Origin of the sequence: Rickettsia endosymbiont of Cantharis rufa, assembly GCF_964026445.1 — a bacterium.
In the GTDB taxonomy this organism is placed as follows: Bacteria; Pseudomonadota; Alphaproteobacteria; order Rickettsiales; family Rickettsiaceae; genus Rickettsia.
This window is the reverse complement of record NZ_OZ032150.1, coordinates 1,201,921-1,218,225: the sequence shown is the minus strand read 5'-3', so window position 1 is coordinate 1,218,225 and position 16,305 is coordinate 1,201,921. Positions and strand designations below refer to the sequence as shown.

The following is a 16,305-nucleotide window of genomic DNA, read 5'->3' as shown; positions in this document are numbered from 1 at the left end:
TGTTCCTATTTCAAAAAATCTTGTAATTTGCAGCCAAAAAGAGCTGAAATATAGGTGAATTAATTTTCCTTCACACAGCCTAGGAGTATATTATTACCAATATGATAAATATCGGTCTTAGCGGTTCTACCGGTAAAATGGGAAAAGCCATTATAGAGAAAATAGATAAATTTAAAAATTGCAATATTTCAGCAAAATTTAATAGTATTAATAATTTAGATGATTTAGATAATGTTTGTAAAAATTCTGATGTGATCATCGATTTTTCTACCCCCGAAATACTAGAAAAATTAATTAATTATGCACTAAAACATAATACAAAATTAGTTATCGGCACAACAGGTCTTCAGCCCCAACATTTTAAGCTTTTAGAAAAAGCAGCTCAAACCTTACCTATTTTATATTCTGCAAATATGAGTATAGGAGCTAATTTGCTCAGCTATTTAGCTAGAGAAGCAACAAAAATACTAGATGATTACGATGTTGAAATTCTAGAAACGCATCACCGTAATAAAAAAGATTCACCCTCTGGAACTGCTATTATGCTTGCTGAAACAATTGTCAGCGAAAAAGGATTAGATATAATATTTAATCGCGGTAACAGACCAAGAAAAAAAGAGGAAGTAGGTATTTCATCACTTCGTGGCGGGAATATTCATGGTACACATGAAGTATCTTTTTTAGGTGATGATGAAATAATAACTTTAGGACATGAAGCTCTGAATAAAAATTCTTTTGCCATTGGTGCAATTAAAGCTGCTATTTGGCTACAAGATAAACCTTCTGCTTTATATTCAATACAAGATATAGGACTATTAACAAAATAATTTTTAGCGAAAATTGGCCGCGCCCCCGTATTGCAGCTTAGCATGAATAGTCTATAATCCTCAAACAGTAATAAGAGAGAATTATAGTTAAGGAGTTATGACAAGAATATATGTTAAGTGTAGATCAAGAATAGATGTTAAGTGTAGATATTATAACGACACAGAAAAAGTAGTAAAGGCGGGATATTCAATTTCAAAACAACAGAGATATCAATGCAAGCAGTGTAATCGATATTTTTAACTGTAATATATTAATAATGCCTCTAAGCCTGGAGTCAAGGCTCAGATAGTAGATATGTCAATCAATGGCTCTGGAGTTAGGGATACAGTAAGAGTATTAAAAGTGGGTATCAATACGGTTATCCGTGTTTTAAAAAAATCTAGCGTTAAAAAAGATAAATCATTCTATCAATACGATAGAAGTAATTATTGCTCCTGAAATAGATGAACAATGGTCTTATGTACAGAATAAATCCAAACAAAGATGGCTTTGATATTCTTTGGATAAGATTTTGTTAAAAGTAGTTGCTTATACTTTTGGTACAAGATGTGATAGCACATCAGAATCATTACTGAAAAAAACTGGAGGATTTTAAGGTTACTTTTTACTTTACAGATGGATAGGGAAGTTATGCTAGGTTATTAGATCCCAAAAAACACATTGTTAGTAAAAAATATACTCAACGGATAGAACGGGGTAACTTAAATCTTAGAACAAGATGCAAAAGACTGACACGTAAAACAATTTGTTTTTCCAAGTCATTGGATATTCATGATAAAGTCATCGGAACTCTTATTGAACGTATAGCCTTTTAATATCCACATCTGTAAAATGGAGGTGCGACCCGAAAATACTAATAAATTTAGTATTTTTAACTGGCTCCCGGGAACTTCGTCCTGGGATGACATTCGAGTATTATTTCCTTAAGTTGACATCTATGCGCTTTTAGCTAGGATGACATCGGAATCTTTTTAAAAAATGTCCGGTACTATACTATTTACTACCAAATGAAGAAACTATTTTATTAATTAATGATTCAATATTAATTGCCGATTGAGTATATCTTATTTCTTCATTAGCTGCTAAATTTTCATCGTCATTACCTGGTACGATTGAAATATACTTACCTCCAAGTAATCCACTGGTGACTACTTGAGCCTTAGAATCTTTAGGTATTTTAAAATCATCATTAATATTTAGATATACACTCGCATAAAAGCTATCTGGATCTAAAATAATTTTCTTTACAGTACCGATTTTTATACCTGAAATCATTACGTCGCTTCCGACTGCTATCCCTTCCGCACTTTGGAAATTAGCAGTTACCTGATAACCTTTTGAGCTAGTTATAGAACTACCTGCTTTGTAGGCAAAAATCAAAAATAGCAAAGCAATAATTAACACTACAAAGCCGATAATTGTTTCAATAATATTCTGTTTCATTGTTTTTAATGTTATTTAGTTACGGTTGCCATCTATTATATTTAAGATTTAATATTTTAGATGATGTTTTAGTTGCTCTATTATTCTTTTGCCATGGAAAAAGTTGAATATTTTTTGGTATCTCATTTACTAAATGATGTAACCAAGCATGCCAACTTGGCGGAATTTTTGTAGGTTCATTTACATTTTTATAAATAACAAACCTCCTCGGACGCCCTAAATAATCAATATTACGGCTTTCATAATATTGATTCAAAAACTCATCTTCTCCTACTTTTTTATGAAAAAAAGTAATAAAAAACTTATCTATCCACGACATTTTAAAATTTCTATAGCAGTTTGTTTTCCTTGCGCTGCAAGTTTATCGGCAGCAATATTACCGCTATTATTTGCATGACCTTTTACCCATTTCCAAATAATAGTATGTTTACTCAATTCTGCGTACAATTTTTGCCATAAATCAGCATTTTTAACGGGTTCATTATTGCTTTTACACCAATTATTCTTTATCCAATTATGAATCCAAGCAGTAATTCCTTGTTGCAAATATTTACTATCGGTATAAATCTCAACATTACAAGATTTTTTCAAAATTCTCAATGCTTCAAGTGCGGCCATAATTTCCATACGATTATTAGTCGTATCTAACTCATACCCAAATATTTCTTTACTAGTATCACTAAATTGAAGTAAAGCTCCCCATCCTCCAGGACCAGGATTACCCGCACATGCACCATCAGTATATATAACTACTTTTGAATCCATATATGGGCATTAACTAGGTTTGGGTTTAGAAGAGTTACGAAACTTATCTAACATTATAACATTTGGATTTGGAGATAATGAAGTTTTATAACTTTCATTATTACTTATTTCCTCTTCATGTTGATGATTTTCTTGTATATTTAACGACTTCTTAAAAGTTAGGCTGTAATTATTATTGGAATCAACAAAACTTATAAGTGCATCAAAAGGTACGTAAATTATTTCTTTAACACCGTCAAAACTTACTGTTAAAGAAAAGCCCGTATCATTTACTATTAAATTTTCAAACTGATATTGCAGTACTATTGTTATCTGTTTTGGATATGCTTGCCTAACTTTTAAGGGTAAAATTACCGCAGGGTTATCGGTTCTGTATGATATATATATTAACTGATCCCAATATAATTTTTCATGCTGAATTTTTGCTAGAATTTTTTTCACAAATTCTAGCATATATTCATTCACAAATTTTTTATATTCGGTATTCATATGAGAAAAATAAATAAAAATAGGTAGACGAAGTTTAATTTGAAAAAGAGCAGGGTGTTTTATATTTTTGACCGCAGCGTGCATATTAGTACGTGAGGATCAAAAAATATGAAACAACGACGCTAATTTTTCAAATTAAACGAGTATACGCGAGGGTTTTTCTGTTGCCCGGCAAACCCCCAAGCCGCGTAAGGTTAAGCTGCTAAAGCTGCACCTACACGATTATTATCGTTTGCGTTTCTTTGTTTTGACCCATATGACAAAAGCCATCGGCGGAATCATCCCGAGTAAAAGCAATCTTTTTATTAGGCACGTCGATCCTATTTCGCCCCCAAGATTTTGATGTTATGTCTGTGTAGACGAGGCCTTTGTGTACGACTCCTATGTCATTCCCGCGAAAGCGGGAATCCAGTACTTTAAAGCTTTATTTGAAAGCTCGATTTATCTCGCTTTACCCTGGACCCCCGCCTTCGCGGGGATGACAAATACAACATCGAGTATTGGTGGAGGCGTCGGGTACTGCCCCCGAGTCCGCAACCTCTATTCCAAATTACGTTTATTACTATAGCTATTACTAGCACCAAATATTATGCCTTAATTTGATTAAAATGTAAAGGTTTTCTGGATTTATATTAAAAATATACTTATAATAAATGTTTAGACTTCTAAATTAAAAACTTATTATGCTACCAAATCTTGGAATTATCGCCGGCAGAGGTTCATTACCTTACTTAATAGCAGATAACTATACAAAGCAAGGCGGTAATTGTTGTATAGCCGCAATTAAAGACGAAGCCGATATAGATCAAATTAAAAATTTTGAATATAAAGTTTTAAAAATCGGTATGGTCGGGGAAGCTATAAAATATTTCAAGGATAATGAAGTACAAAATATTATTTTTATAGGTGGAGTTAATAGACCGAATTTTAAAAATTTAGCCGTAGATAAAATAGGTGGTTTATTGCTTTTCAAAATACTTGGACAAAAAATTCGAGGGGATGATAGTTTGCTAAAAATAGTAGCATATTTTTTTGAAAGCTACGGTTTTAAAGTAATTTCAAGTAATGAAATATATAAAAATCAACAATGTGACTCCAGTATTATAACCGATACCACCCTTGCGAGTTCAGATAAAAATGATATTGAGCTTGGAACGAAATTATTAAATCATCTAAGTTCATTCGACATCGCACAATCGGTTATAGTTGAAAGTGGATATATCCTTGGTATAGAGGCTGCCGAAGGGACGGATAATTTAATAGCAAGATGTACAGATTTACGTAAAAATCCTTATGGGGGAGTATTGGTAAAAATACCGAAATTAGGTCAAGATAATAGACTAGATATGCCAACGATTGGTCCTAATACTATAAAAAATCTTGCTAAATATAATTACAAGGGAGTAGCGATTCAGAAAAATAACGTAATTATAGTCGAAGAAGAATTAACTACAAAACTCGCTAATGAACATAAAATTTTTATAACAAAATGTTAGCAATAGGTATTACCGGTAGCTATGCATCAGGCAAAACTTTTATTTTAGATTATTTAGCAGAAAAAGGATATAAAACTTTTTGTGCCGATAGATGTATAAAAGAATTATATCAAGATTTGAGCGTGCAAACTCAAATATTAAGATTATTACCTGAGCTTGAGTATTTCAATATTGGAAAAATCAGTAATTTAATCTACAATAACGACCTAGCTAGAGAAAAGCTGCAAAATTTTATTTATCCCTTACTAATAGATAAACTCATTTTATTTAAAAAAGAAAACGCTAGTTCTAAATTTGGTTTTGCCGAAATACCACTGCTTTATGAAGCTAAATTTGATAAATATTTTGATTTTGTCGTAACAATACATTGCTGTGAAGAAATAAGAATGCAGAGAGCAGTAACGAGATCTTCGTTTGATATAGAAATTTATAACAAAATTAAAGAAATTCAACTGTCACAAGAGAGTAAAATAGCAAAAGCAGATTTTGCTATAAATAGCGGTGTTGATATGCTAGATTTGGAAAAACAAATAGCCGAGCTAATTCTTGTTATTGCAAGGAAATTATAAGCTTGTTGTATAGCACTTATGTCATTCCCCCACCAGCAATAACGATTTTAAAAAATAATGCAGGAATTGGAATGTCAAGTTTAAGAGAAATAATTTTAGATACCGAAACTACAGGGCTTGATCCAAAAGGCGGTCACCGAATCGTCGAAATCGGTGCAATTGAGATGGTGAATAAGGTATTGACCGGCAGACATTTTCATTTTTATATTAATCCTGAGCGAGACATACCGTTTGAGGCTTATAGAATTCACGGTATTTCCGGTGAGTTTTTAAAGGATAAGCCGTTGTTTCATACTATTGCCGATGATTTCTTAGAGTTTATCTCCGATAGTAAACTTATTATTCATAATGCTCCTTTCGATATTAGATTTCTAAATCATGAATTATCATTATTAAAAAGAGCTGGAATCAAACTTTTAGAACTGTCAAATGCTATCGATACTCTAGTTATGGCTCGAAGTATGTTTCCTGGAGCAAGATATAGTCTTGATGCTTTATGTAAAAGGTTTAAGGTTGATAATTCCGGAAGACAACTTCACGGCGCTTTGAAAGATGCAGCATTGCTTGCAGAAGTATATGTAGAACTAACGGGCGGTAGACAATCTGCTTTTAAAATGACTGATAAATCTGTCGAAATAAATAACTTAGCAACTAATCAAGTAAATAACAAAACAGAGCAAGCTACTATTGTTATTAAACCTACTAAAGAAGAGCTGCAAAAACATAAAGAATTTATAAATAGGATTTTAATACCGGCTTGATTAATGTCATTCCTAGGCAGCGTTGTTTGCATGGATCGAGAAAAGTGTTCGATGTCATTCCTGCGAAAGCAGGAATCCAGCATAAAGCGAGATAAATCGAGCTTTTAATTTCAAAAATTTGCAGTATTTAATATCTTTTTTCTGAATTCCCGCTTTCGTGGGAATGACATTGGATAATCATGACTAACAAAACTAATTTAACAAATTTCTTTGTACTTATAACCTTTATAATACTTATCTCTTTAGGCTTTTGGCAGCTTAGCCGCTTAAAAGAAAAGAGATTATTTTTAGCTTCAATGCAAACTAACCTAACCTCACCTGCAATTAATTTAGCAGAAATTCAAGACGGTTTACCTTATCACAAAGTAAAAATTACCGGTCAATTTTTGCCTAATAAAGACATATATTTATATGGCAGGCGTTCAATGTCGAGTGAAAAAGACGGCTATTATTTAGTGACTCCCTTTAAAACTTTAGAAAATCAAATTATTTTAGTAGCACGAGGTTGGTTTAGTAATCGCAATAAAAATATGATTGCCCAAGCTTCAAACGAGCATCCTCACGAGATTATCGGCGTTACTATGCCATCTGAAAAAACTCGTAGTTACTTACCTGCCAATGACGTTAAAAATAATGTGTGGCTAACGCTAGATTTAAAAGCTGCATCCGAAACTTTAGAGTTAAATCTAGAGAATTTTTATATTATCAGGGGAGGAAAAGACATTAGCAATCTAGATATTTTATTACCTCTTTCCATAAATCATTTAGCAGCTATTAGAAACGACCATTTAGAATACTCTTTAACTTGGTTTGGTCTTGCTATTTCCTTAATCGTAATATATGTGATTTATCGGCGTAATGTTATTCCTGTGTAGGCGATCTATATCATTCTCGCGAAAGCGGGAATCCAGTGCTTTAAGACTTTTTAAAAGCCAGATTTATCTCGTTTATGATGGATTCTCGCTTTCGCGGGAACGACATAAAATGAGCCACACAATATAGAAAAAGAAATAATGAGCGATTTACAACAACAAGCATCCGATCCTAATTATTCCGTTTGGGTATCGGCTTCAGCCGGTACCGGTAAAACCAAAATCCTAACCGATCGATTTTTACGTTTGTTAATAACAGGCGTAGAACCTACAAATATTTTATGCCTTACTTTTACTAATGCTGCTGCTGTAGAGATGCAAGCAAGGATTAATAACAAACTTAGAAATCTTTCTCTTTGCGATGTAGGGAAACTAGAAGAAGAGCTCTTCTTAATGACTGGTCATAAACCACTATTGTTAGAAATAGAAAACGCAAAAACTTTATATGATAAACTACTAAATAGCAATGAGCCTTTAAATATCTATACAATTCATGCTTTTTGTCAAAAAATTCTTAAAACTTTTCCTTTAGAAGCAGGCATAACACCGGAATTTAAAATTCTTGAAGAAACCAAGCTGCAAGATATTTTTCTAAATATCAGGAACGAAATTTACTTAAGCAATGAGCATAATGACCTAATTAAAATTTTACTTAACCGCTTTCATGAAATAACTCTTCAAGATATTTTTACTGAAATAATTGAGCAGAAAATTAAATTCAAAAAGTTATTTACTTATAAAACTATTCCGGAAGAAATACACAATAAAAGATTAGCATTAGGAGAATTAAATAATATTTATGATAAGGTAAAAAACTTATTTCTAGAATATGATTTAGAAACAGAGCCGAAAGAACTTTTTTTTACGAAAGACGGGAAAAAGCGTAAAAGCCTTTTATCGAAAGAATTAATAAGAAAATATTTTAAATTATTGCCAGAGTTAAAAAAAATTACCTCTGAAATTTACCGCTTGGATGAGCTACGTCGCATAGAGGAGCTAGAATATCATACGAACTTACTTACTAAACTTGCTTATATTATCTTAAAAAAATACGACTCATATAAAGAAGAAAATAATTTACTCGATTACGACGATTTAATTTACTACACCGAGAAATTATTAAATAATAAAACTACGCATGAGTGGTTAGTACACAAACTTGAAAACGAGATAAATCATATTCTTGTTGATGAAGCACAAGACACAAGCCCCCCGCAGTGGGATATTATCACTACTTTAATAACAGAATTTAATGCGGCAGATAAGCCAAGTAATAGTACCTTTATAGTAGGCGACGATAAACAATCTATCTTCAGTTTTCAGGGCGCCGATCTTGCTAATTTCAGCTTAGTAAGTGAGCAACTAAAAACAAACCTTATAAGTGCTAATAAGAAATTCAAAAATATCACCCTTGAATATTCATATAGATCATGTGCAGAAATTTTACAATTTACTCACCATGTTTTGAAAAATATAAAATCCAATTACCCTAATTTATTCCTTTCGGATAATCCCTTAATATCTTCATTTCGTACACATCAAGGTTCTGTAACGGTATGGCCTTTAGTAACGAGTGAAAAACAAGAAGAGTTGTTTTGGGCATTGCCTGAAGATTATAAAAATTCTAAATCTGCTGCCGATTTACTCATAGAAAAAATCGTAAATTTCATAAAAGAACAAATAGAAAGCAAAGAAATTTTGCCCTCTTCCGCAAGCAGAATATCCGAAAAAGATTTCATGATATTAGTAAGAAAGAGAGATGAATTTAGTAATAATCTGATCAAGGAACTTAGCGAGGCTAAGCTTAAAGTTGAGGCAAGTGATAGAGTTAACCTTAAAGAAAATCTAACGATAATGGATTTAATTTCGGTAGCTAAATTTGTGTTATTACCTGATGATGATTTAAATCTTGCTGGCTTACTAAAATCACCGATTATCGGCATGAACGAGCAACAATTATACGAACTTCTTGTAAATAAAAATGATAATAGCTTATGGGGTATACTCTCTTCTCATGAGGAAATATATAGTAAGCTAGATTCTCTAATTAAAATTTATAAAATATCAACTGCCGAAGACTTCTTTGATTTAGTGGTGAATAACTTAAATTTACGAGAGATTTATGATTATGATAGCGATGATATGATAAATGAGTTGTTAAAGTTAAGTAAAAATTATGCGAATGATGTAGATAATTCTTTACAAGGATTTGTTGCCTGGTTTGAAAATAACAACATTACGGTTAAGCGTGATATGGAGCATTCGGACAAAATAAGAGTAATGACCGTCCACGGCTCTAAAGGGCTTGAAGCACCGATCGTTATATTATGCGATTCTACTACTTTGCCGGTAAGCAGCAATAAATTTATTTGGGATGATAAAGGTGAAGCAGAGCCCTTGAATAACGTAGCTAATAAAGAGGAATTTGAAGGAAACACGGAACACAGCACCACAGCATACACAGGCGTACGTGAGGATGCGAGTATCGGATTGACGTACAAATTACCTTCAGAAGCAAGTTATGCAAGAGGGCGGATGTTTTTTTCTGCTAATGCTGCCGATACCCCAGAATTTTTACAAACACTAAAAGAAGCTGAAAAATTAAAAGACTTACAGGAATATGTAAGACTACTCTACGTTGCAATGACAAGAGCTAAAGACCATTTAATTATATGTGGTTTCAGTAATAAATCCAATATTTCTGAAAATTGCTGGTATGAAATGACTAAACAGATTTTCAATTAATAGTTGTTTAATTAAATATAATATGTTATTAAGGCGTGCATATAACTTAAAATAGCATATTATGTGGAATATTTTAGAATTTTTAGAAAATAAAGCAACAATTAAGATAGAGAAATTTAAGCAATTACCGCCTTTACATGCAGCTGCCTCAGAAGGTAATATTTCAGATGTAAGAATATATTTACATAGAAAATGTGATGTAAACAAGCAAGATATTAACGGTAAAACCCCCTACATCATGCTTATGAAAAAGGCAATAGGGAAATAATAGAAGTACTGCTTCGATATCATGACATTGATACGAATATTCAAGATAATAAAGGTTATATCCCTGAGTATTATAATACCGAATTTGAAAATAAAGTAGATGAGCTCAGAGGCCACGCCCCCCGTATTGCAGCTTAGCATGAATAGTCTATAATCCTCAAACAGTAATAAGAGAGAATTATAGTTAAGGAGTTATGGCAAGAATAGATGTTAAGTGTAGATCAAGAATAGATGTTAAGTGTAGATATTATAACGACACAGAAAAAGTAGTAAAGGCGGGATATTCAATTTCAAAACAACAGAGATATCAATGCAAGCAGTGTAATCGATATTTTTAACTGTAATATATTAATAATGCCTCTAAGCCTGGAGTCAAGGCTCAGATAGTAGATATGTCAATCAATGGCTCTGGAGTTAGGGATACAGTAAGAGTATTAAAAGTGGGTATCAATACGGTTATCCGTGTTTTAAAAAAATCTAGCGTTAAAAAAGATAAATCATTCTATCAATACGATAGAAGTAATTATTGCTCCTGAAATAGATGAACAATGGTCTTATGTACAGAATAAATCCAAACAAAGATGGCTTTGATATTCTTTGGATAAGATTTTGTTAAAAGTAGTTGCTTATACTTTTGGTACAAGATGTGATAGCACATCAGAATCATTACTGAAAAAAACTGGAGGATTTTAAGGTTACTTTTTACTTTACAGATGGATAGGGAAGTTATGCTAGGTTATTAGATCCCAAAAAACACATTGTTAGTAAAAAATATACTCAACGGATAGAACGGGGTAACTTAAATCTTAGAACAAGATGCAAAAGACTGACACGTAAAACAATTTGTTTTTCCAAGTCATTGGATATTCATGATAAAGTCATCGGAACTCTTATTGAACGTATAGCATTTAATATCCACATCTGTAAAATGGAGGTGCGACCGAAAAGAGTAATATTAATACTAAAGAAATCTATAGCTATACCCCGCTACATTTTGCCGCTAATTATGGTAACTATTTTATAGTAGCATTATTACTTAGCTATGGAGCTAATCCTAATATACAAAATAATAATGGCGAAACTGCGTTACATTTTGCTGCCATTAATGGTTGTGTAAGAACTATAGAGTGTCTCATAAAAAGTGGGGCAATAATAGATAGTTTTGATAAGTTTGAGAGAACTCCTTTAGAACTTGTAATTATAGTGGAAATACAGACGCAGTTAAGTTATTTTTACAATATGAAGCTACTATCAGTAATGCTCTAAGATCAATATCTAAATATACTAGTGAAGAATTAATAAATTTATTATACGTAGAACATACCTTACAAAAAATAAAAGAGAGCACGTGGGTAGTACAAAAAGTAGGGATGAGCTTTATTTCTATTGAACAAGAAGAAATACAACGTCTCTTAAAGTTTAGAAAAAGTGAGTGGCAAAAAACTCTAGCACCATGTAATATGCTAGATGAAAATTTTCATAAATATCTAGGTGCTTCATTTCATGTAAAAAAATATCATGATTGTAATGGTAAAGAATTTAAACATAAGTTTTATGATGTTTATAATAATGCCGAAGCGGGTAATCAGCCTATTTTATCTTTAAAAATACTGTCATTAAGTACAGTTGATAAATTCTTCCGTACAGAGGGGTTGGTTAACGATAGTATAGTACAAGATGTGTTTGCTCAATGCGGTATTAAATTATTAGGGAATGATTCACCTACAGAAGAAGTCATATGGATTTTATTATAAACAGCAATAATAATTGCATTATTAGACAAAAATACACAAAGTTACTAGATTTAAAAAATTGAATCCTTGAAATTCTTTAAGCCTATATGTATATTTAGGTATTAACTGAATTTAAGTTCTTATGAAATTAGCAAAATTATTAAGTGTCCTGTTCATTATAGGACTATCTTTAAGTGGCTGTAAAAGCAAAAAAAACAGCGATGACATAGTAATACCTATTCCTACTCTTTATAATGAAGGTCTTACTTTACTTGAGAAGAAGAAATATAAGAAAGCTGCAGAAGAGTTCGGAAGAGTATTTTACCAACATCCCGGTAATGAAATGACCCCGCAAGCTGAATTGATGCAAGGTTACTCTTTATTCCTTGCCGCTCAATATGAAGAAGCGGTTGACGTGCTTGATATGTTCATTAATTTACATCCCGCAAATGTTGATACTGCTTATGCATATTATCTTAAAGCTCTATCATATTACATGTTAATTTCAGACGTAAACCATGATCAGTCTAGAACTTTCCTTGCTAAAGACAGCTTTGAAGACGTAATAGCAAAATTCCCTAATACCAGATACGCTATTGATTCATCTTTAAAAATTGACCTAGTAAACGATCATTTAGCAGGTAAAGAGATGATGGTAGGTAGGTTCTACTTAAAGAAAAAGAGCCCTATGGCAGCTATTAATAGGTTTGAAGAGGTAATTGATAATTATCAAACTACTTCTCACTCGGTAGAAGCTCTTTACCGTTTGACCGAAAGCTATATGATGCTTGGACTGCCGGATGAAGCAAAAAAATATGCCTCCGTGCTAGGTTATAACTACCCTGATAGTCAGTGGTACAGTTATGCATATAAGTTGGTTAAGTAATGCACGGCTCTTAAAAAAAGCGTTTTATGTCATTCCCACCTACGCGGGAATGACATAATGGCCATGCAATGCAGCTTTTTTCAAATTCAGCGAGTATAACTATGTTTCATAGTCTTTCAGTCAAGAACTTTATTCTGATAGACGAGCTGGAAATTGAGTTTAATAAAGGTTTATGTGTTATTACTGGTGAAACGGGGGTCGGTAAATCTATTTTACTTGATGCTATTTTATTTTGCCTAGGTTATAAAACTTCAAATAATATAATAAAGCGTGGAGAAGATTACGCTGTTGTTAATATAATATTCTCTTTAAATGAAGAAATAAAAAATTTTCTGATCCAAAATTTTATTGAGCCTGAAGATTCATTGCTTGTAAAATGTTTGCAGAAAGCTGAGGGACGAAAAAATTTTTTCATTAATAATCAAGTAGTTAATAAGGCTATCATGCAGCAATTAGCTACTATTTTATTTGAACTTCATAGACAAAATAATAATATTTCTCTTATGGAAGCAAATACGCAGCGTGATATTTTAGATAGTTACGGAAACCTTTTGGACTTTCGAGCAGAGCTTTTCAAATGTTATCAGACTTGGCAAGATACTCGGAAAGAAATTGCCGAAGTATCACTTAAACAAAATTCTATAGACCAAGAAATTGATTATTTGAGCTTTGCAACGGAAGAATTAACTAAACTGAATATTCAAATAGGCGAAGAAGAAAAATTAGCAAATATCAGAAAAGATTTGCAAAATAAAGATAAGGATTTACAGTTAATAAAAGATATTCTAGAGCAGATTAATAGCCCCGAAATAAATATTTCAATTAATAGAGCAGAAAAATTATTAGCAAGGCAAAGGAGTAATGAACGCTTTGAAGCTATCGCTACAAATTTAGAAGAAGCCTATAATAATCTAGAGGAAGCACGCCAAGAATTATCAAATCTGTTAGATAGTTTTAATCATGAGGGATATAATCTCGAAGAAACAGAAGAAAGATTATTTTTAATAAAAGCTATTAGCCGTAAATATAATGTTCGCACTGATGAGTTAGGTATATTTTTAGATAAATCTTTAGAGCAGCTCGATATATTAAAAAACAAAATAGCAAGTAGCAATGAGTTAAAAGCTCAAGAAGTACTATTGCAGAAAAAATATTATGAACTAGCGAACGCTTTGTCCGCAAAGCGTCTCATTGCTGCAAAACACTTAGAAGAATCATTGCATCAGGAGCTAAAACAGCTTAAAATGGCGAAAGCAATTTTTGAGATTGAAATAACTGCTAAAAAAGAACCGACATCCGGCGGTAATGATGATATTGTGTTTAAAGCTTCTACTAACCCAGGGATGGCAGCAGAAGCAATTAATAAAATCGCTTCCGGCGGTGAATTATCTAGGTTCATGTTAGCTTTAAAAACTTCTTTATTTGATAAAATGGCAAAACAATCTATTATATTTGATGAAATAGATGTCGGGATTGGTGGAGAGGTTGCAGATAAAGTAGGTGAGAGGTTAAAAAAGCTCAGTAGCGTTACTCAAGTAATCGTTATTACGCACCAGCCGCAAGTAGCAGGTAAAGCAGATTTGCATATAAAAGTTGAGAAAACGCAGCTAGAGAAAGAAACAAAGGTAACCGTAAAAGCTTTAAATTTAGGTGAAAGACAAGAGGAGCTTGCACGCATGATTTCAGGTAAAACAATTACCGAGGCAGGTTTAAAAGCGGCAAAGGAGTTGCTGCATTTGTAATAGGCACTAGCGCTCCGGTTTTTATGTCATTCCTGCGAAAGCAGGAATCCATCATAAATGGAGCTTTTAATTTCAAAAATTTGCTGTATTTATACTTTTTTGGATTCCTGCTTTCGCAGGAATGACATAGTAGGGAAAATATGAACAACTACATAAAATTAGAAAACGAATTTTCAACCATTTCTCATTTTAATAATATCCTGAGCATATTATACTGGGATGTCGCCGTAAATATGCCTATAGGCTCAGGAGAAAGTCGCAGTAACGAAATAGTAACTTTAACGTCGCTCGTTCATTCTATGCTCAAATATCCTATGCTGAAAGAGCTACTTAGCAAGGCAAAAGAAGAATCAAAGAACCTTGACGATTGGCAAAATGCTAATATTAGAGAGATTGAGAGACAAATAATAGATGCGAATTGTATCGATGAGCAGCTACAAAAGAAATTGGTAGCTGCTACTACTAAATCTGAACTTGTTTGGCGAGAAGCAAGAAAAAATAACGACTATAATTTATTCAAACCATACTTACAAAAAGTTTTAAATTATACGAAAGAAGTAGCAAAAGCACGGGCAGATGTTTTTAATTGCGGATCGTACGACTCATTAATAGATATGTTTGATCCAAGTAGAAAAAGTAGCGAGATCAAACGAGTTTTTTCGGTACTTAAAAACGAACTCCCACAACTTATAAATAAAGTTTTAGAAAAGCAAAAAAGCGAAAAAGAATTAGTAAAGAGCAGTGAGCTAGCTCCTGAGATGCAAAAGTGTGTTGGAAAACGCATTATGGAAATTATACAGTTTGACTCTAACAAAGGATGCTTAGGCGAATCGACTCATCCTTTCTGCGGCGGAACGCCGAACGATATACGCTTAACTACTAGATATGACAAAGACAACTTCATAAGTGGTCTAATGGGAATTATTCACGAAACAGGACATGCTTTATATGAACAGAATTTGCCAGAAATGTACAAAGGACAACCGGTAGGACGCGCTAAAGGTATGGCTTTCCATGAGAGTCAGTCTTTATTTATGGAGATGCAAGTAGGTAGATCAAGAGAATTTACGGAATTTTTAGCTAAATTACTTCGAGATGAATTTGCTTTTAAAAGCGAAGAATATTCAGCGGAAAATTTATATAGAGCAATTACAAGAGTTACGCCTGATTTTATAAGAGTGGATGCCGATGAAGTAACTTATCCGATGCATGTAATATTACGTTTTGAGATAGAGGAGCTGCTAATAGGCGGTGATTTGAATCTTGATGAATTACCAAACTTTTGGGATAGTAAGATGCAGGAATATTTAGGCGTTAAGCCGTCAAGTTTCAGTAACGGCTGTCTTCAAGATATTCACTGGTCACACGGAAATTTCGGTTACTTTCCCGCCTATACAAACGGAGCAATTATCGCATCAATGGTGATGAAGAAAGTAAAACAGATACATCCGAATATAAAAGATGATGTACTAAAGGGTGATTTTAATAATTTAAATAATTATCTAAATAATAGCTTTAGAAATCTCGGTTCGTTAAAAAACTCTGATGATTTATTAAAAGTAGCAAGCGGTGAGGATAAGATTAACCCAGAAGTGTATATAAAATATTTAGAAGGGAAGTATTTATAATGTCATACCGTGGCTTGACTACGGTATCCATAAAAACAATTAAAAAATACTAATACTATTAGTATTTTTTAATTGGATCTC

24 protein-coding genes and 1 other RNA gene are annotated in these 16,305 nt (G+C 32.6%); 19 read left to right on the top strand and 6 right to left on the bottom strand.

Features of this window, described 5'->3' with window-relative positions:
- Positions 1 to 101: 101 nt before the first annotated feature.
- From dapB to AAGD46_RS09645, 4 genes are all read left to right on the top strand, one after another.
- Complete coding sequence (gene dapB / locus AAGD46_RS06965; protein WP_341787073.1) at positions 102 to 827, top strand: 4-hydroxy-tetrahydrodipicolinate reductase; 726 nt, start codon at positions 102 to 104, stop codon at positions 825 to 827.
- A 295-nt stretch (positions 828 to 1,122) separates the two neighbouring features.
- A complete protein-coding gene (locus tag AAGD46_RS09655) occupies positions 1,123 to 1,266 on the top strand; it encodes an IS1-like element transposase (protein ID WP_341786690.1) in 144 nt (47 codons plus the stop codon).
- A complete protein-coding gene (locus AAGD46_RS09650; protein WP_410525956.1) occupies positions 1,223 to 1,321 on the top strand; it encodes an IS1 family transposase in 99 nt (32 codons plus the stop codon). The genes AAGD46_RS09655 and AAGD46_RS09650 overlap by 44 nt, the downstream gene beginning before the upstream one ends.
- Positions 1,322 to 1,487: 166 nt before the next feature.
- On the top strand, positions 1,488 to 1,643 hold the full coding sequence (locus tag AAGD46_RS09645; protein ID WP_410525951.1) for an IS1 family transposase: 156 nt from the start codon (positions 1,488 to 1,490) through the stop codon (positions 1,641 to 1,643).
- On the opposite strand, the gene AAGD46_RS06955 is transcribed toward AAGD46_RS09645, so the two are convergent.
- The 6 genes from AAGD46_RS06955 to ssrA all read right to left on the bottom strand — a co-directional run bounded on the left by AAGD46_RS06955 (position 1,587) and on the right by ssrA (position 4,144).
- Positions 1,587 to 1,736 carry a hypothetical protein gene (locus AAGD46_RS06955; protein ID WP_341787072.1) on the bottom strand — a complete coding sequence of 50 codons (150 nt, stop codon included), beginning with the start codon at positions 1,734 to 1,736 and terminating at the stop codon, positions 1,587 to 1,589. The genes AAGD46_RS09645 and AAGD46_RS06955 overlap by 57 nt on opposite strands.
- Positions 1,737 to 1,821: 85 nt before the next feature.
- Entirely contained in the window at positions 1,822 to 2,271 is a 450-nt protein-coding gene (gene mlaD, locus AAGD46_RS06950) for an outer membrane lipid asymmetry maintenance protein MlaD (RefSeq protein ID WP_341787071.1), read from the bottom strand.
- Between the two features lie 19 nt (positions 2,272 to 2,290).
- Positions 2,291 to 2,590 (bottom strand): NADH-ubiquinone oxidoreductase subunit NDUFA12 family protein, encoded by a 300-nt coding sequence (locus AAGD46_RS06945; protein ID WP_341787070.1) that lies wholly within the window; start codon positions 2,588 to 2,590, stop codon positions 2,291 to 2,293.
- Positions 2,578 to 3,036, bottom strand: coding sequence for a ribonuclease HI (gene rnhA, locus AAGD46_RS06940; RefSeq protein WP_341787069.1), 459 nt, complete (start codon positions 3,034 to 3,036; stop codon positions 2,578 to 2,580). Before rnhA ends, AAGD46_RS06945 begins: the two co-directional genes overlap by 13 nt.
- Positions 3,037 to 3,045: 9 nt before the next feature.
- The gene (locus tag AAGD46_RS06935; protein WP_341787068.1) at positions 3,046 to 3,525 is read right to left on the bottom strand and encodes an SspB family protein; all 480 of its coding nucleotides are present in this window, start codon (positions 3,523 to 3,525) and stop codon (positions 3,046 to 3,048) included.
- Positions 3,526 to 3,674: 149 nt separating this feature from the next.
- Positions 3,675 to 4,144: a transfer-messenger RNA gene (gene ssrA / locus AAGD46_RS06930) on the bottom strand.
- A 64-nt stretch (positions 4,145 to 4,208) separates the two neighbouring features.
- Here ssrA and AAGD46_RS06925 point away from each other — a divergent pair.
- The 15 genes from AAGD46_RS06925 (at position 4,209) to AAGD46_RS06875 (ending at position 16,224) form a co-directional block, all read left to right on the top strand.
- Positions 4,209 to 5,021, top strand: a complete 813-nt coding sequence (locus tag AAGD46_RS06925) for an LpxI family protein (protein WP_341787067.1) — start codon at positions 4,209 to 4,211, stop codon at positions 5,019 to 5,021.
- Positions 5,015 to 5,590: a dephospho-CoA kinase gene (coaE, locus tag AAGD46_RS06920; RefSeq protein WP_341787065.1), complete on the top strand. Its 576-nt coding sequence runs from the start codon at positions 5,015 to 5,017 to the stop codon at positions 5,588 to 5,590. The genes AAGD46_RS06925 and coaE overlap by 7 nt, the downstream gene beginning before the upstream one ends.
- Before the next feature lie 71 nt (positions 5,591 to 5,661).
- On the top strand, positions 5,662 to 6,351 hold the full coding sequence (gene dnaQ, locus AAGD46_RS06915; RefSeq protein WP_341787064.1) for a DNA polymerase III subunit epsilon: 690 nt from the start codon (positions 5,662 to 5,664) through the stop codon (positions 6,349 to 6,351).
- A 179-nt stretch (positions 6,352 to 6,530) separates the two neighbouring features.
- Entirely contained in the window at positions 6,531 to 7,226 is a 696-nt protein-coding gene (locus AAGD46_RS06910; protein WP_341787063.1) for an SURF1 family protein, read from the top strand.
- 138 nt (positions 7,227 to 7,364) lie between these two features.
- A complete protein-coding gene (locus AAGD46_RS06905) occupies positions 7,365 to 9,968 on the top strand; it encodes a UvrD-helicase domain-containing protein (RefSeq protein ID WP_341787062.1) in 2,604 nt (867 codons plus the stop codon).
- Positions 9,969 to 10,029: 61 nt separating this feature from the next.
- Positions 10,030 to 10,236, top strand: a complete 207-nt coding sequence (locus AAGD46_RS06900; protein ID WP_341787061.1) for an ankyrin repeat domain-containing protein — start codon at positions 10,030 to 10,032, stop codon at positions 10,234 to 10,236.
- The gene (locus AAGD46_RS09640) at positions 10,233 to 10,373 is read left to right on the top strand and encodes a hypothetical protein (protein WP_410525989.1); all 141 of its coding nucleotides are present in this window, start codon (positions 10,233 to 10,235) and stop codon (positions 10,371 to 10,373) included. The genes AAGD46_RS06900 and AAGD46_RS09640 overlap by 4 nt, the downstream gene beginning before the upstream one ends.
- A 254-nt stretch (positions 10,374 to 10,627) precedes the next feature.
- Positions 10,628 to 10,771, top strand: coding sequence for an IS1-like element transposase (locus AAGD46_RS09635; RefSeq protein ID WP_341786690.1), 144 nt, complete (start codon positions 10,628 to 10,630; stop codon positions 10,769 to 10,771).
- On the top strand, positions 10,728 to 10,826 hold the full coding sequence (locus AAGD46_RS09630) for an IS1 family transposase (RefSeq protein ID WP_410525956.1): 99 nt from the start codon (positions 10,728 to 10,730) through the stop codon (positions 10,824 to 10,826). The genes AAGD46_RS09635 and AAGD46_RS09630 overlap by 44 nt, the downstream gene beginning before the upstream one ends.
- 166 nt (positions 10,827 to 10,992) lie before the next feature.
- On the top strand, positions 10,993 to 11,259 hold the full coding sequence (locus AAGD46_RS09625; RefSeq protein ID WP_410525988.1) for an IS1 family transposase: 267 nt from the start codon (positions 10,993 to 10,995) through the stop codon (positions 11,257 to 11,259).
- The gene (locus AAGD46_RS09620) at positions 11,190 to 11,501 is read left to right on the top strand and encodes an ankyrin repeat domain-containing protein (RefSeq protein ID WP_410525987.1); all 312 of its coding nucleotides are present in this window, start codon (positions 11,190 to 11,192) and stop codon (positions 11,499 to 11,501) included. Before AAGD46_RS09625 ends, AAGD46_RS09620 begins: the two co-directional genes overlap by 70 nt.
- A 104-nt stretch (positions 11,502 to 11,605) precedes the next feature.
- Entirely contained in the window at positions 11,606 to 11,989 is a 384-nt protein-coding gene (locus AAGD46_RS06890) for a hypothetical protein (RefSeq protein ID WP_341787060.1), read from the top strand.
- A 121-nt stretch (positions 11,990 to 12,110) separates the two neighbouring features.
- Positions 12,111 to 12,854, top strand: coding sequence for an outer membrane protein assembly factor BamD (locus AAGD46_RS06885; protein WP_341787059.1), 744 nt, complete (start codon positions 12,111 to 12,113; stop codon positions 12,852 to 12,854).
- Between the two features lie 101 nt (positions 12,855 to 12,955).
- Positions 12,956 to 14,596, top strand: coding sequence for a DNA repair protein RecN (gene recN / locus AAGD46_RS06880; protein WP_341787935.1), 1,641 nt, complete (start codon positions 12,956 to 12,958; stop codon positions 14,594 to 14,596).
- 140 nt (positions 14,597 to 14,736) lie between these two features.
- Positions 14,737 to 16,224: a carboxypeptidase M32 gene (locus AAGD46_RS06875; RefSeq protein WP_341787058.1), complete on the top strand. Its 1,488-nt coding sequence runs from the start codon at positions 14,737 to 14,739 to the stop codon at positions 16,222 to 16,224.
- Positions 16,225 to 16,305: the final 81 nt, after the last annotated feature.

Coding starts and splice junctions, on each gene's coding strand:
- dapB (WP_341787073.1), top strand. CDS start 102: ATGATAAATATCGGTCTTAGCGGTTCTACCGGTAAAATGGGAAAAGCC.
- AAGD46_RS06925 (WP_341787067.1), top strand. CDS start 4,209: ATGCTACCAAATCTTGGAATTATCGCCGGCAGAGGTTCATTACCTTAC.
- coaE (WP_341787065.1), top strand. CDS start 5,015: ATGTTAGCAATAGGTATTACCGGTAGCTATGCATCAGGCAAAACTTTT.
- AAGD46_RS06945 (WP_341787070.1), bottom strand. CDS start 2,590: ATGTCGTGGATAGATAAGTTTTTTATTACTTTTTTTCATAAAAAAGTA.
- AAGD46_RS06875 (WP_341787058.1), top strand. CDS start 14,737: ATGAACAACTACATAAAATTAGAAAACGAATTTTCAACCATTTCTCAT.
- AAGD46_RS06905 (WP_341787062.1), top strand. CDS start 7,365: ATGAGCGATTTACAACAACAAGCATCCGATCCTAATTATTCCGTTTGG.
- dnaQ (WP_341787064.1), top strand. CDS start 5,662: ATGTCAAGTTTAAGAGAAATAATTTTAGATACCGAAACTACAGGGCTT.
- rnhA (WP_341787069.1), bottom strand. CDS start 3,036: ATGGATTCAAAAGTAGTTATATATACTGATGGTGCATGTGCGGGTAAT.
- AAGD46_RS09655 (WP_341786690.1), top strand. CDS start 1,123: ATGTCAATCAATGGCTCTGGAGTTAGGGATACAGTAAGAGTATTAAAA.
- AAGD46_RS06910 (WP_341787063.1), top strand. CDS start 6,531: ATGACTAACAAAACTAATTTAACAAATTTCTTTGTACTTATAACCTTT.
- recN (WP_341787935.1), top strand. CDS start 12,956: ATGTTTCATAGTCTTTCAGTCAAGAACTTTATTCTGATAGACGAGCTG.
- AAGD46_RS06955 (WP_341787072.1), bottom strand. CDS start 1,736: ATGTCATCCCAGGACGAAGTTCCCGGGAGCCAGTTAAAAATACTAAAT.
- AAGD46_RS06900 (WP_341787061.1), top strand. CDS start 10,030: ATGTGGAATATTTTAGAATTTTTAGAAAATAAAGCAACAATTAAGATA.
- AAGD46_RS06885 (WP_341787059.1), top strand. CDS start 12,111: ATGAAATTAGCAAAATTATTAAGTGTCCTGTTCATTATAGGACTATCT.
- AAGD46_RS06890 (WP_341787060.1), top strand. CDS start 11,606: ATGAGCTTTATTTCTATTGAACAAGAAGAAATACAACGTCTCTTAAAG.
- AAGD46_RS06935 (WP_341787068.1), bottom strand. CDS start 3,525: ATGAATACCGAATATAAAAAATTTGTGAATGAATATATGCTAGAATTT.
- mlaD (WP_341787071.1), bottom strand. CDS start 2,271: ATGAAACAGAATATTATTGAAACAATTATCGGCTTTGTAGTGTTAATT.
- AAGD46_RS09635 (WP_341786690.1), top strand. CDS start 10,628: ATGTCAATCAATGGCTCTGGAGTTAGGGATACAGTAAGAGTATTAAAA.